The 15,656-nt window shown below is 40.1% G+C and carries 8 protein-coding genes, 1 tRNA gene and 4 pseudogenes; 9 read left to right on the top strand and 4 right to left on the bottom strand.

Annotated elements, in window-relative coordinates:
* Positions 1-283: 283 nt before the first annotated feature.
* The 3 genes from mscM to rsgA form a co-directional block, all read right to left on the bottom strand.
* Positions 284-3,619: a miniconductance mechanosensitive channel MscM gene (gene mscM / locus BHE89_RS16680; RefSeq protein WP_069369886.1), complete on the bottom strand. Its 3,336-nt coding sequence runs from the start codon at positions 3,617-3,619 to the stop codon at positions 284-286.
* Positions 3,620-3,640: 21 nt separating this feature from the next.
* A complete protein-coding gene (gene asd, locus BHE89_RS16675; protein ID WP_069369885.1) occupies positions 3,641-4,537 on the bottom strand; it encodes an archaetidylserine decarboxylase in 897 nt (298 codons plus the stop codon).
* Positions 4,538-4,624: 87 nt separating this feature from the next.
* Positions 4,625-5,683 carry a small ribosomal subunit biogenesis GTPase RsgA gene (gene rsgA, locus BHE89_RS16670; RefSeq protein ID WP_069369884.1) on the bottom strand — a complete coding sequence of 353 codons (1,059 nt, stop codon included), beginning with the start codon at positions 5,681-5,683 and terminating at the stop codon, positions 4,625-4,627.
* Between the two features lie 115 nt (positions 5,684-5,798).
* Here rsgA and orn point away from each other — a divergent pair, with 115 nt between their 5' ends.
* Both orn and BHE89_RS16660 read left to right on the top strand, forming a co-directional pair.
* On the top strand, positions 5,799-6,344 hold the full coding sequence (gene orn / locus BHE89_RS16665) for an oligoribonuclease (protein ID WP_069369883.1): 546 nt from the start codon (positions 5,799-5,801) through the stop codon (positions 6,342-6,344).
* A gap of 168 nt (positions 6,345-6,512) precedes the next feature.
* Positions 6,513-6,588 (top strand) — tRNA-Gly (locus tag BHE89_RS16660).
* A 741-nt stretch (positions 6,589-7,329) separates the two neighbouring features.
* Here BHE89_RS16660 and queG read toward each other — a convergent pair.
* A pseudogene (gene queG / locus BHE89_RS16655) lies at positions 7,330-8,485 on the bottom strand (tRNA epoxyqueuosine(34) reductase QueG).
* Positions 8,486-8,709: 224 nt separating this feature from the next.
* Between queG and tsaE the strand changes: the two are divergent.
* The 7 genes and pseudogenes from tsaE to BHE89_RS16620 form a co-directional block, all read left to right on the top strand.
* Positions 8,710-9,176, top strand: a pseudogene (gene tsaE, locus BHE89_RS16650) (tRNA (adenosine(37)-N6)-threonylcarbamoyltransferase complex ATPase subunit type 1 TsaE).
* Between the two features lie 13 nt (positions 9,177-9,189).
* Positions 9,190-10,521: an N-acetylmuramoyl-L-alanine amidase gene (locus tag BHE89_RS16645; protein ID WP_069369881.1), complete on the top strand. Its 1,332-nt coding sequence runs from the start codon at positions 9,190-9,192 to the stop codon at positions 10,519-10,521.
* A 23-nt stretch (positions 10,522-10,544) separates the two neighbouring features.
* On the top strand, positions 10,545-12,554 hold the full coding sequence (gene mutL, locus BHE89_RS16640) for a DNA mismatch repair endonuclease MutL (protein ID WP_069369880.1): 2,010 nt from the start codon (positions 10,545-10,547) through the stop codon (positions 12,552-12,554).
* Entirely contained in the window at positions 12,523-13,464 is a 942-nt protein-coding gene (miaA, locus tag BHE89_RS16635) for a tRNA (adenosine(37)-N6)-dimethylallyltransferase MiaA (protein WP_069369879.1), read from the top strand. The genes mutL and miaA overlap by 32 nt, the downstream gene beginning before the upstream one ends.
* Before the next feature lie 109 nt (positions 13,465-13,573).
* Positions 13,574-13,861, top strand: a complete 288-nt coding sequence (hfq, locus tag BHE89_RS16630) for an RNA chaperone Hfq (protein ID WP_023583613.1) — start codon at positions 13,574-13,576, stop codon at positions 13,859-13,861.
* A 94-nt stretch (positions 13,862-13,955) separates the two neighbouring features.
* A pseudogene (hflX, locus tag BHE89_RS16625) lies at positions 13,956-15,238 on the top strand (ribosome rescue GTPase HflX).
* Positions 15,239-15,330: 92 nt separating this feature from the next.
* Positions 15,331-15,656, top strand: a pseudogene (locus BHE89_RS16620) (protease modulator HflK N-terminal domain-containing protein); the annotation flags it as partial.

Raw genomic sequence — 15,656 nt, 5'->3', positions numbered from 1 at the left:
CTATCAAGTGATAGATAGTTTCTTTTCGTTATTACTTATCAATTTTATTAAACAAAAAATTAAAAAATAATCTTCTTTTTTTTTCTAGAAATAAGGGGTTAGGACGAAAATATGAATTTAATTTGGTGCAATCAATGAGCTATGAGAGAAATAGACAAATAGGATAAGGCGAAAAAAGCATCATAGAAAAGGATGAAAAGAATGAGGCAAAAAGAATAAAGCCATTATCTTTCGTTTTTTTTGAGAAAATAATGGCTTTTTATCAAATTAATTGATGTAGGACTTATAATCCACCCACTTCTCTTGGTGTTGCTCGCATTGAGCTACGAATTGTATTGCCCATCATGTCCACTCTTGCTTGGAAGGGGGGGAATGGTAATGGAATACCGTGCTCTGCAAAGGCTAAGAGAATATTTTGGTGGATCTCGTGTCTTGCCGGCATTCTATGTCCCATCTCTGCAGCATAAACGCGTAATTCAAAAATCTGAATTCCTTGCTGTAAATCGACGAGATAAACTTCAGGTGCGGGATTTTCTAAAATCATTGTAGAGCGTTTTGAGGCTTCTAATAACACATTGGTCACTTGCTCACTATTGCAGTCTGCGGGAGCGGGGATTGTCATGACGATACGCGTAACGGAATCTGATAGAGACCAGTTAATAAATTGCTCTGTAATAAAGGCCTTGTTCGGTACGATAATTTCTTTTCTATCCCAGTCGGTTAACGTCGTTGCCCGTGTGTTGATCTTAGAAATGTTTCCGGTCAAATTACGAATGGTGACGGTATCGCCAATACGGATTGGCTTTTCAAATAAGATCATCAAACCTGAAATAATGTTGGCAAAAATTTCTTGTAAACCAAAACCTAACCCGACCCCCATTGCGGCGACTAGCCATTGTAATTTTGACCACTCGATCCCTAATAAAGAGAAGCCCACAATACTACCAATTAAGGTGATGGTGTATTTGGTCATAGTGGTAATGGCGTAACCCGTACCTGGCGTTAAATCAAGATGCTGTAAAATAGCCAACTCAAGTAAAGCTGGAAGGTTTCGAACTAATTGGGTTGTAATAATGATGACGAGGATCGCCACTAAAATAGAGCCCATCGTGATAGGTTGCACCGTGTTAACGCCATTCACCGATGACGTGACGTCCCAAAGTCGGATATTGTCGACGAAAGAGAACGCTGTGTTTAATTCAGACCATAGTAAGATCATCGAGACTAATGCAATCATAGTCAGAATAGAGCGAACTAAACCAATAGATTGCGCGCTAATCGCATCAAGGTCTATTTCTTGAGCTTCAATTTCAAGTCCGACTGTGCTCTCACCACTGCTTCCGATAATTGTGTTTTCATCTTCCCCTTTTGCACGTTGAGCGAGAATTTCTGCACGCTTTTGTTTAGCACGTTCAAAGGCTAATTTCCGGCGCTGAATAAGCATCCATCGCTGAATAATATGGTAGATAATCAGTAGCGCAAACCAAATGGCGACAGACATTTCTAAACGACCGAGTAAGACAATCGATGTAGAAAGATAACCTAAGACAGCGGCTAAACCAGCAATAACAGGAGCAACAAGTAAGAACCACCATAAAATGGTGTTGATGAGGTTATCGCCAGATCCATGTTTATCAAGATAAAGCGGGACATGCGCTTTTTTAAGGCTAGACGTAATAAAACTTAAGGCGATACAGAGTAGTAAGAAACAGAAGCGCCCGACTGTTGGCGCAAATTCTCTATCACTATAATATTCAAAGGTAATTAATGACATCATCAGTGGAACGATGACAAAAATAGAAAGTTGGTAAAAGCGCATTGCTTTTTTAACACGGCTCTCTTTCCATTTAAATTGAGCAATAAAGAGACCGTTAGGACGTGCAAACGTTGCGCTGATCATAAATAACCACAGTACAGGTGCTGCGGCTGTTACCCCATATCCAATAGCGCCAGCCATTGGATAACGCCATTCAACACTTTGTAAACCATAACCCACCGCAGACCATAACAGAGGTAATGGTAATGCAATTAAAATAGACCAAAAGACCGTGCGTATTGTCAGAGAAAAGTGATCTTGTGTGACTTTACCAATACGATTGCTGACTCTTTCAAGAAATGCGTTGTAATGTTTTCGCGTGCGTAGGCTAAAACCGACAATCGATAAAGTGATAAACAGGAATAGGAATGTATCCTGATTTTTAAGCATACTGACAGCTGCATGACCTAATTGTGAAAAGGTATCTAGCGAAAGAAGTCGAGTGATATCTTTGACTAATAAAACCGGATAATTAAGTTTGATAGGACTAATATCGGCAACCCAGAACATATAACGGTTTGTTGCGTCTTTTGTCTCTTTTAATGCATCCGCTAATTGCGTTGTCGCAACTTTTAGTTTTGTTAACTCAAGAATTTGAGAGTCATAACCAGATAGTAGCGAATTCAGTAATTCATGTCGTGCTTGGATAAGAGAATCAAAAATATATTGCTGAGCTTCAGGCAATTTAGAGCCATCGGCAGTTTCTGGAGGCTGGATCTTACTTAAGTTTTCCAGCATATCCTCATAGCCTAAACGTTCGACACGTAACTGAATGATATCTCTATCAAGTTCTTGTGAGCGAGGCATTTCGGGTAAGCGGGCTAGTTGTGTTCTTAATGCTTCACCTAATGCTGTAGAGCCACTTAACCATTGTGCTTGTTCTCGAATCGTGGTGAGCGTTTGACGAACTTGTTGTGTTTGCTGTGTCGTAATGCGTTGCTTTTCTGACAACTGACTCATTTCCTGTGTCTGTTTATTCAGGATCTGAGAGAGTTCACGGTTAGTTTGGATCTGCTTTGTCAGAAACTCAGGAAGCTCGCCTCCTTTCTCTGCTAGCATCTCTGTTTTTTCTAATGCGAGATCCGCTACTTCTTGGCGTTTTATATTTAATAAGCTGCGTAACTGTTGTAGTTGTACATCAAGACGTTGATAGCGTTTTTTAAACAATTCTAAGCGAAGGCGAGCGATTTCTTGGCGGTTATTCGCTGAAAGTTGAGCCATTTCTAGCTCATTAACCATGGCTTTACGCGCGGTGACTTCTGCTTGTGTGAGCTTATTTTGTGCTTCTGTTAACGGTGTTGTTGATGCACTGACCGTCGCGAGTCTTGCTGTTGCATCACTAAGTAAACGGCGCGCTTCAGAAAGTTGTTGAGGCAATAAGTTTAAAGATTCGCTAATTTCACGGCTTTTATCTTGCTCTTGTTGTTGAAGCCTTGCTTGTTCCATTAATTGGCTACTGACTTGAATAATTTTCTGTTCTAAATCAGGGATGCTAATTTTTTCAGGGATAGTAGGAACAGCGTGGCTTTCCTCAAGAAGTTTCGTTCTTAGCTCTTGCGTAATTTGAGGGTAATCATCAATGGTTTTTTGATAGCTATCTGCGTTTGTTTGCGCTTTTTCACCGTCATTAATCCAATTGATCGTGCCTTGTAGCGCCTGAACTGTCTCAATATCTTGAGGATTGGTGCTTCCTTCAAGTTGTTTAATATCTTGACGTAATTTCTCTACATCTGCTGATATTGCGGATGTACTTAATGAAAGTGTCAAAAAGAGCGAGAGGAAAAGACTGATTATCAGGCGCACAAAGTTACTCCGAATTACGAGTTATTCACTGATGGCATTATTGTCATTACCAGCGACATTGATGATGGAACCCAGTTGTTCCCCCATTAATGTAACGGAGCCATTCATAAGATCTTTATTCAATTGAACGGTATTTTCTGGGAAAAGGTTGATGACAGTTGAGCCTAACTTAAATCGGCCCATTTCTTCACCTTTCTTCAAGAATATCGCTCCTGCTTTATCCGCTTGAGGATATGTCCAACGTTTAATAATACCTTCACGAGGTGGTGTTACCATGCCACACCAAACCGTTTCAATACTACCCACAATAGTTGCACCCACCAGAATTTGTATCATTGGGCCAAATTGAGTTTCAAAGAGACAGATAATACGTTCATTGCGTGCAAATAAATTAGGAACATTAGCTGCCGTTAATGGATTAACAGAGAAAAGATCGCCGGGAACATAAATCATCTCTTTTAATAAGCCATCACAAGGCATGTGAACACGGTGGTAATCACGAGGTGAAAGATATGTCGTAATAAACTGACCATTACGGAACTTATCTGCCAACATAAAATTACCAGCAAGTAATGCTTCAAGAGTGTAGTGATGTCCCTTGGCTTGCAAGATTTGATCATCTTGAATTAGACCAAGTTGACTGACTGCACCATCAGCTGGTAGTGCAAGTTTGTCATTCCCTTCAACGATAGGGCGTGCACCGTCTTTTAACGCACGAATAAAAAAGTCATTGAATGTAGAATAAGCTTGGAATTGGCTGTCTTTCGCTTCATTCATATCGACTTTATAAGCTTTCGCAAACGTCTTGATAACAAACTGGGTGATGGCGCCCGCTTTTTTATTTGCGAACCAACCTGCTAATTGTGTTAGCCATAATTTAGGCAATAAATACTGTAGTTTAATTTTTAGCTTGTCCAAAATGGCAACCTCTGGGATTAAACGATAAAAATAGACAAAAGGGGTCTATTGTACCCACCCTTAATAGGGTTGTCAGTGAATCAATTATTAAGAGTCTAAATTAATATTCTTACGAACTTTCACCTGACTCATACTTTCTAAAATTCGATGGTAGTTTTCAAATCGTGTTTCTGCGATTTCGTTGTTTCTTACTGCTTCACTGATTAAACATCCCGGATCGTCTAAGTGCTTACAATCACGGAATTTGCAGCCACCAAGATACGGCCTGAATTCAATAAAACCTTTTGTTACTTGCTCTGGCGTTAAGTGCCATAAACCAAATTCACGTACTCCCGGAGAGTCAATCACATCTCCGCCTTGTGGGAAATGGTAAAGGCGTGATGCGGTTGTCGTATGTTGGCCTAAACCCGAGTTATCAGAGACTTGATTAACAACAATGCTTTCTTCCATTGGGGGTAACAGCGTATTAAGTAAACTTGATTTACCGACACCGGATTGCCCAGCAAAAATAGAGATGCGTCCAATAAGTTCTTGAGTCAGCGCTTCTAACCCTTCTTTAGTATAGCTAGAGACTTCAAGGACACGATACCCAATATCTTTATACGTTTGCATCCATTCACTTACCGTCTTACGGCTTTCTTCATCTAACATATCGATTTTATTGAGCACAATGAGAGGTTCAACGTTTAAAGTCTCACATGCGACAAGGTAACGGTCGATAATATTTAAAGAAAGTTCAGGCAAAATAGCCGAAACGATAATAATTTGATCAATATTAGCGGCAATTGGTTTAATACCATCATAATAGTCAGGTCGAGTAAGCACTGAAGTTCGTTCGTGTACGGCTTCAACAATACCATTTACGCGGACATTTTCTTGTGTTTGTAGCGCAGGGCGCCAAACAACTTTATCACCTGTTACCAGTGATGAAATTGTGCGTCGAATATTGCATCGTGTAATTGTGCCGTCAGCAGCTTCGATATCTGCATGTTGACCAAAACGGCTGATGACTAAGCCTTCGGTTGCCTCGCCTAATTGCGTATCGTCTAATTCAACGTGGTTTTTTTTCTCTTTGCTCTGCAAACGCTTTTTATGATTTTCTTGTACTCGGCGTTGCTGGCCTTTAGATAATTTACGTTTTGTCACCGATCCTCACTTGTATTCTTCGGTTAGATGTTCTTCTGTCGTGCTTATTGAGTAAACGCGCTATGATAAACGCTAAAATATCATGTCTCACACTTAGAAACAGCTAGGATATATTATGTCAAAAAGCGAGAACAATCTGATCTGGATAGATCTGGAAATGACAGGTCTAGATCCTGAATGTGACCGTATCATCGAAATTGCCACTATTGTGACAGATCCTCAACTTAATATTTTAGCCGAAGGCCCAGTAATTGCCGTCCATCAATCTGATGAACAATTAAGTTTAATGGATGAATGGAATACACGTACCCATACCGCTAGTGGCTTAGTTGAGCGCGTAAAAGTCAGTTCATATGATGATAATTCAGCACAAAAAGCGACACTTGAATTCCTAGAAAAATGGGTACCAAAAGGTGTATCACCTATTTGTGGTAATAGTGTGGGGCAAGATCGACGTTTTCTATACCGTTATATGCCAGAGTTAGAGCAATATTTTCACTATCGTTATCTTGATGTAAGCACATTAAAAGAATTAGCACGTCGTTGGAAACCTGAAATTTTAGAAGGCTTTAAGAAAAAGAATACGCATCAGGCATTGGATGATATTCGTGAATCGATTGCAGAGCTTGCTTATTATCGTAAAACTTTTATTAAAGAGTAAAAAACGTGCATTAATGATTCATATTGCATCATTGTGATGGTTTTATCAGCATGTAATCAAAAAAAACGTATTTTTTTTGTTGATAAAGGCTTGCGGTTAAGCATTTTTCTCGTATAATGCGCTTCCCGTACCGATGAAGAATTTTGTTTGTACGGGTGTAAGAAAGACGCGGGAATAGCTCAGTTGGTAGAGCACAACCTTGCCAAGGTTGGGGTCGCGAGTTCGAGTCTCGTTTCCCGCTCCAAGTTTTTTTCCTCTGTTTTACCAAATCTCACTTTTAATCCCCATACTTTTAATCCCCATAAAGAAATTTTAAGTTTTTTCTCTCACTTTTTTTAATATCAACTACACTGTTTTAGGGTGCAGATTAAGTAATTTTACTTAATGCGCACAAAAAGCGTGTTCGGGATTATTGTTCAAAAAAGAAAATATTATTACTACATGTAAGATCAAGCTATTTTTTTTGTGATCTATCTTTGATCTTTGCTTGCATTTCTATTTTGACGGCACTAGAATGTGCGCCTTTCCTCATTTAGAAGGGAAACTTGAGGTAAGATCATTTTTTAGGATTTAGGCCTTTATTCTGTTAAACATGCATTGAATAGTATTTTAGAAAAAGGAAAAGAGTTTCTCTGACTTTTCTGTAAAAAAAAAAGTGATATATATTCTACTATTCTTAAAATCTTCCCAAATCGATTTATCCACAGCAAGATGCTAATAATCACCGCATCTAAACACTATTTATTTTTTTACTGCACAGAGTTATCCACAAGTTCGTATTCTTAGGTGCTAAGAATATTATTCTCTTTAATAAATTGATTGGTTTTTATATCTAATTGATAACTAAGTTTATTTTAATTTTTTTTAATTTTGAGTCTTAGTTCGCTTGAATTTTTTTTTTTTCAGTTGATAGGCAAGGGATTTTTTATTTTTATTCACAGAGGAAATTAATGATTACTCGTAATGCGTTTATTCTGTTAAAAAATTAAGCGTCGCGAGGCAAGCCTTTAGTTATCGCCCTTACTAAACGTTTTTGTTGTGAAGTCTGTATTTTTACTTCTTTTTCATTTCTCTTTGCTGTCTGTTGTGCAATCGCCCAGTTTAAATGTTCATCTAAAACATCACTCAATCCAAAACGTTTTTTGCAAGGCAAGTATAATTTTATCTTGGTAAGGTGCATTTCCTAGCGCCACGCTAATATTTCTCAGCCAGCGTAAATAGCCAATACGACGGATTGGCGAACCTTCAGTGATACGCAAAAATTTATCTTCACTCCATTGAAAGAGATTGAGTAATTCTGGGGTATGAAGTGCACTTCTTGGGGAGAAATCTTCTTCGTCAGTCAGTGATGAAAAACGATTCCAAGGACAGATAAGCTGGCAATCATCACAACCATAAATACGATTACCCATCAGAGGGCGAAACGCTTCAGGAATGGCTCCCTCAAGTTCGATAGTAAGATAAGAAATACAGCGACGAGCATCAATAGTATAAGGTTCAACAATGGCACCTGTCGGGCAGGTTGTCATACAGGCGACACATTTACCGCATTGCTCTTCAACAGGGCTATCTATCGGTAATGGTAAATCAATCAGTAGTTCACCAAGGAAAAACCAAGAGCCTGCTTGATTGTTAATAACAAGTGAGTGTTTACCAACCCAGCCAAGCCCAGCTTTAACGGCTAATGGACGTTCCATGATAGGTGCTGAATCAACAAAAGGACGAAAATTGACGACTCCTTGATATTCAAACTGCTGACAATATTGTGAAATTCTTTCGCCAAGTTTTTTAAGACGCTGCCTTAATACTTTGTGATAATCCCGACCCAGCGCATAACGGCTGATATAGCCTTGTTCTGGATTATTTAAGGTTCGTGCAAATGCGGCATCCGTAGGGAGATAATTCATTCTGACACTGATAACACGTAATGTCCCAGGCACCAATTCATGAGGCCTGGCTCGAGTCATTCCATACTTTTCCATCCATGCCATTTCACCATGATATTGTTTATCTAACCAGGCTTGTAGGCGAGGTTCTTCAAGTGATAAGTCAGTATCACATATCCCTGTTTGTTGAAAACCTAGCTCAGAACCCCATAATTTAATGTTTTGAGCGAGAAGATTAAGATCGAGTGATGACATGAATAAACCGAATCAATAGGTAAGAGGTGAGTCCTAAGAGCGCGCAGTGTATCATAGTGAGGCTGTAGGAAAAATCCTCACAATAAATAGATTTATGGTATGGTTATTTGATAGTGATTTCGATAACTATTTGCCTTAAGAAAACATATAAAGCTTAGTATTTGATGTTCTCCAACGATCTCTCTTTATTAAGCCGTTATAACTTAACAATAGATTATATAAATATGAAAGAATGGGTTGTTACATTAGAAGATGAAGCGCAACAGTTGAACTCGGGCGTACTGTTGCAATGGCGACTAATCATAGCGGATTGATCATTTATTTATATGGCGATCTGGGCGCTGGAAAAACAACCTTTAGCCGAGGCTTTTTACAAGCGCTTGGTCATCAAGGGCATGTAAAAAGTCCAACGTATACATTAGTTGAACCCTATATGCTTTCACCAAATCCTGTTTATCATTTTGATCTTTATCGTTTAGCTTCTGCTGAAGAGCTAGAGTTTATGGGAATACGCGACTATTTTGAGCAAGACGCGTTATGCCTTATTGAATGGCCATCGCAAGGCGAAGGCTTTTTACCTAACGCGGATTTAGAGCTTCATTTAAGCTACGAAGACGAAGGTCGAAAAGCGCGTTTTGTTGCCCTTTCACAAAGAGGGAATACTGTTTTATCCCGTATTCAGTCTGCATAAAGGAATATTGATTATGTCGAGTCTCATCACCATTGTGAGTCAAAGTCAGCGTTATGTTGTTGCCTTTCTGTTGGTTGTTTTGTCTTTATTTTTTGTGCAAGCAGCACAAGCCGCTACTGTGACAGAAGTAAAAGCAGAAAACGGTATTTCAGCAACAACCCTCACATTCACGTTTAGTGATGGGAAGCCGAGTTATCGATATTACTCATTAAAAAACCCTGACCGTTTAGTGATGGATTTTAAACAAAGTACAAAAATCACGGGATTACCGGCAGCATTAGGTAATGGGCAGTTAGCCCATAAAATTCGCTCAACGCAATCAAAAGATAGTCAATACCAAAGTTTGGTTGTTGAGCTTGCTCAGCCTGTGGTGGTTACTGAACGTTTGATGAATGCAAGTGGTGGCTATAAGTTAGTGCTTACTATTAAGGCTCTGAATGGTCGACAAAATAGCAATACCCAATCCACCGTCAGTATTGTTGCGTTATCACCAAGTGCGACCGTCACTACATCAAATTCAAGTTTAAATACTAATCGGGAAATGGCCCCTTTAATTACCCAATCAACACCCGAGGTTACCCCTGTTGCGCCTATTGTAAAACCACGAACCACATCGTCAAAACCACAAGCCGGTTCACGCCAAATTATTATTGCGATAGATGCGGGGCATGGTGGGCAAGATCCGGGAGCGATTGGTCAGAAAGGTAATCGTGAAAAAGACGTAACGCTAAGTGTGGCAAGGAAGTTGGAAGCTCGCTTACGTAACGATCCTATGTTTAAACCCGTTCTAACACGCAGTGGTGATTATTTTATTTCAGTTGCAGGGCGCTCTGAAGTTGCCCGTAAGCAGAGCGCGAATATGTTAGTGTCTATTCATGCAGACTCAGCCCCCAATCGTAGTGCAAGAGGTGCTTCTGTCTGGGTGCTTTCTAATCGTCGCGCAAACAGTGAATTAGGTAAGTGGCTCGAACAAAGTGAGAAACAATCTGAATTACTCGGTGGTGCAGGTGATGCATTAGATGGTGCAGATCCCTATTTAAGCCAAGCAGTACTCGATTTGCAGTTCGGTAATTCACAGCGAGTAGGTTATGACGTTGCTGTTGCTGTATTGTCTGAATTAAGGAAAGTGGGTTCATTACATAAGAAAACACCAGAGCATGCGAGTTTAGGTGTTTTACGTTCACCTGATATTCCTTCCATTTTAGTTGAAACAGGTTTTATCAGTCACGCGTCAGAAGAGCAGTTACTCATTTCCGACGCTTATCAAGAGAAACTTGCGGCATCTATTCATGCAGGTTTAAAAAATTATTTTCTGGCTCACCCTTTACAAAATGCGCCTAATTGATTGAGTAAAATGGAATAAAGGTCATGGCGATAAATTTATTACCTCCTCAGCTTGCAAACCAAATTGCCGCAGGGGAAGTTGTTGAAAGACCGGCCTCTGTTGTTAAAGAGTTGCTGGAAAATAGTTTAGACGCAGGTGCGACCTCGATTGATATTGATATCGATAAAGGCGGCGCGAAGCTTATTCGTATTCGTGATAATGGGTGTGGTATCAATCGCGATGATTTGAAGTTAGCACTTGCTCGCCATGCAACTAGCAAAATATCAAGTCTGGACGATCTCGAAGCCATAATGAGTATGGGCTTTCGTGGTGAAGCGTTAGCGAGCATTAGCTCAGTTTCTCGTTTAACGTTGACATCACGTACTCAAGATCAAGAAGAAGCATGGCAAGCTTATGCTGAAGGCAGAGATATGGCTGTCGCTGTTAAGCCTGCGGCTCATCCTGTCGGAAGTACGGTTGAAGTGCTTGATCTCTTTTATAACACGCCAGCAAGACGTAAATTTTTGCGTACTGAAAAAACAGAGTTTGCACATATTGATGAAGTGGTTCGTCGCATTGCGTTATCGCGTTTTGATGTTTCTATCAATCTGACTCATAACGGTAAACGCGTTCGGCAATACCGTGCAGTAAAAGATGAAAATCAGCAAAATCGCCGATTGAGTGCAATTTGCGGTAATAATTTTGTTAATCAATCGATGTTGTTATCGTGGGAACATGGTGATTTAGCAATAAAAGGTTGGGTAGAACACCCTTTATCACCGGTGCAAAGTAGTGAAATTCAGTATTGCTATGTGAATGGACGAATGATGCGTGATAGATTAATTAATCATGCTATTCGCCAAGCTTATGAAGGTTATTTACAAGGAGAGCAGCAACCTTCTTACATCTTATATTTAAGCGTTGATCCTCACCAAGTTGATGTTAATGTCCACCCAGCTAAACATGAAGTTCGCTTCCATGAATCTCGTTTGGTTCATGATTTTATCTATCAAGGTGTGTTGAGTGTTTTACGACAAGCAACGCAAGAGCCTTTATCTCTGGATTCGGATGATGAAGAAGAGCACGAAATAGCTTTAAATTTCCCTGAAAATCGTCAAGTTGCAGGTGAAAATGTATTTTCTCAGCCTTATCAAGCACCAGTAACTCAAACTCAGCCAAATACACCATCACATCAATACAGTGAACGAGAGCACAACAATAACTCACATCAAAAACAAGCCTCTCAATTTGGAGATCGCCGTCAATTTGGTGAAAGCTATCAAAGGACACAGGGTGCGCTTTATCAAAAAATGATGCAAGAAAGTGTATCAACATCAGAAGATAGAGAAAAAATACCACTATTTCCTGAGCGTGCCCCATTGAATTTAGGCGAACTCGTTCATACAACTAATAATATCAAAGAAGATGCTATTTCGGTGATGCCTCGTTCCGTCAATGCGAAAGATGGACAAACTGATTATACTTTTGGGCGAGTATTGGCAATTTATCAGCACAAATATGCGTTAATAGAATCTTCACAAGGTCTTGGGTTGTTATCATTGGAAGAAGCTGATTTTCTGTTAAAATGTGCGCAATTACTGCCTAAAGATGAAACATTGAAACCACAACCTTTGCTCGTGCCTTTAAAGTTGGCATTGAGTAAAGAGGAGATTAGTGTATTTAATCAGTTTCAATCGCTAATCAGCCATTTTGGGATCATTATCGAAATTTCTCACGGTAAAGCAACGATACATGCGGTGTCGTTACCTTTGCGTCAGCAAAATTTACCTGTGTTACTGACGGCATTATTAGCCTATTTGTCAGAAGAGCAATCTTGTACCGAGCAACAGCTTGGGCAGTGGCTAGCAAAACAATTAGGGGCAGAGCAGGTGCAATGGTCGCAAGCTCAGGCCGTAGGATTATTGGCTGATATTGAAAGACTTTGTCCTCAATATGTCAGACAGCCAGCAAAAAACTTATTACAATTAATTGATTTACAACCGGTGGTAGTGGCATTAAATAATGAGCGATGTGAACACGCAAATAAAACCTAAAGCAATTTTTCTAATGGGACCTACAGCGTCAGGTAAAACAGCATTAGCAATTGCACTGAGACAGAAACTGCCTGTAGATATTATTAGCGTGGATTCAGCTCTTATCTATCGTGGTATGGATATCGGTACAGCAAAGCCAGATGCGAATGAGCAATCGCTTGCTCCACATCGATTAATTGATATTCTAGACCCTGCATTTCCCTATTCTGCTGCGGATTTTCGACGTGATGCACTCAATGCAATGGAAGAAATTACCGCAGCTGGACGAATTCCACTATTAGTGGGTGGGACTATGCTATATTTTAAAGCGTTACTTGAAGGTCTATCGCCTTTACCTAGCGCTAATTCAGATGTTCGTGCTGAAATAGAAAAAAAAGCAGCAGAGCAGGGGTGGGAGGCAATACATAAAGAGTTAGCATTAGTTGATCCCGTTGCAGCACAACGGATCCATCCTAATGATCCTCAACGACTTTCACGTGCGCTAGAAGTTTACTTGATTTCAGGTAAGACAATGACGGAATTGACCAAAATATCAGGCGAGTCTTTGCCTTATGATGTTTATCAATTTGCGATTGCTCCGAAAGATAGAAATGTTCTTCACCAACGCATTGAAGCCCGTTTTAAACAGATGTTAACGTGTGGATTCGAAGATGAAGTAAAATCATTATATGAACGGGGCGATTTGCATGAAGATCTACCTTCTGTACGTTGTGTCGGTTATCGCCAGATGTGGTCATATTTATCTGGCGAAATAGATTATGATGAGATGGTTTATCGAGGGATCTGCGCTACCCGGCAATTAGCGAAGCGACAAATCACTTGGTTAAGAGGTTGGAATGATATTCACTGGCTTGATAGTGAAGATCCAAAACAATCTCTTGACACTGTTTTGCAGGTAGTTAGTGCATAGATGGTAGGTTTGTGTAAAATTGATAGTTGCCAAAGCGCAATTTTTGAGTAGTTCATTTTTCGAACCCATTGGGTTCTAATATAAAACAACAAAATAAGGAAAACATAGAATGGCTAAGGGGCAATCTTTGCAAGATCCTTTCCTGAACGCATTACGTCGTGAAAGGGTTCCCGTTTCTATCTATTTGGTAAACGGCATTAAATTGCAGGGTCAGATCGAATCTTTTGACCAATTTGTTATTTTGCTGAAAAACACAGTAAGTCAGATGGTATACAAACATGCTATCTCTACCGTGGTACCTTCGCGTCCTGTTTCTCATCATAGCAACACAGGCACGAACCAAACGGGTACAGGTTACAATGGTGGCACTGCTCAGCAGGATGATGTTGCAGAATAATAATCCAATATTATTCTTGATATAAGAAAAACATAGGTAGGGAGACTTTACCTATGTTTTTTCCTGTTTTTATAAAGTCCAAGAGGTTTCGCCTTTGTTTGATCGTTATGAAGGTGGCGAATTAGCCGTTTTAGTGCACGTCTTCTTTTCTCAAGAAAAGGACGTTGATGATTTGCAAGAATTTGAATCTTTGGTGACATCTGCGGGTGTTAAACCAGTTCAGATTATTACTGGCAATCGAAAAGCACCTCATCCTAAATATTATGTGGGTGAAGGTAAAGCAGAAGAAATTGCCGAAGCTGTAAAAGCAAGTGGTGCAGATGTTGTTTTATTTAATCATGCACTGACACCTGCACAAGAACGAAATCTGGAAAGACTTTGTGAATGCCGAGTGGTTGATCGCACGGGAGTTATCCTTGATATCTTTGCTCAAAGAGCAAGAACCCATGAAGGAAAGCTACAGGTAGAACTTGCCCAGTTACGTCACTTATCAACCCGTTTAGTCAGAGGGTGGACTCACCTTGAAAGACAAAAAGGGGGGATTGGGTTACGAGGACCAGGCGAAACTCAGCTAGAAACAGACCGCCGCTTACTCCGAGGTAAAATTAGTCAAATTTTAATGCGATTGGGTAGGGTTGAGCGTCAGCGTGAACAAGGACGACAAGCGCGAAGTAAAGCTGATATTCCGACATTATCCCTTGTTGGTTACACAAATGCAGGAAAATCGAGTTTATTTAACCATATTACCTGTTCAGATGTGTATGCAGCAGATCAGCTCTTTGCAACATTAGATCCAACACTCAGACGTATTCAAGTTGATGATGTGGGAACTGTTGTATTAGCCGATACTGTTGGATTTATTCGACATTTACCTCATGATCTTGTTGCTGCTTTTAAAGCTACTTTGCAAGAAACGCGAGAAGCAACTTTGCTTCTTCATGTTATTGATGCAGCAGATAGCCGTTTTGAGGAAAATATTCATGCAGTTGAAAGTGTATTAGAAGAGATTGATGCTCAAGAAATACCAACACTGCATGTTATGAACAAAATTGATCTTTTTGAAGATTTTACTCCAAGAATAGATCGAAATGAAGAAAACTTACCCGTTAGGGTTTGGGTTTCGGCACAAACAGGCGAAGGTATTCCGCTGTTATATCAGGCGTTGACAGAACGTCTTTCAGGTGAGATCGCACACTTTGAATTACGTTTACCGCCAGAAAATACAGGGCGCTTACGTAGTCGTTTTTATCAATTACAGTCAATAGAACGTGAATGGATTGAAAAAGACGGTAAAGTTGGGCTAATCATACGTATGCCTATGGTAGACTGGCGCCGCCTTTGCAAGCAGGAACAAATTTATTGGATTACGTGGTCTGATATTCGGCCATAATAATGAACATTAACTGAGAGCTGGCGACGAAATCGGCTCTTAAGCCTGATAAATCTAATCATAATAATGGAGCTAGAACATGGCGTGGAATCAGCCCGGTAACAACGGACAAGACCGCGACCCGTGGGGTAACCGAAACAGCGGCAATAATAATGGCGATGGCAACGGTAACTCCAACGGCAATCAAGGAGGTCGGAATCGCGGAGCATCAGATCTCGATGATATGTTCCGTAAACTGAGTGAAAAAACTTGGTGGTTTCGGCGGCAAAAAAAGGTGGAAACTCCTCTTCTGGCCAAAATGGCGGTCCCCGTGGCAATGCTGGAAATCTTTTGATTTCTCTTGCATTAGGTGCGGTTGTCGTGGTTTGGGCTGCAAGTGGTTTTTATACTATCAAAGAGGCAGAA

Source organism: Shigella sp. FC1967 (assembly GCF_001743005.1).
Taxonomy (GTDB): Bacteria; Pseudomonadota; Gammaproteobacteria; order Enterobacterales; family Enterobacteriaceae; genus Proteus.
Note: the sequence above shows the minus strand (reverse complement) of the source record. Positions and strands in the feature narration are given on the sequence as shown.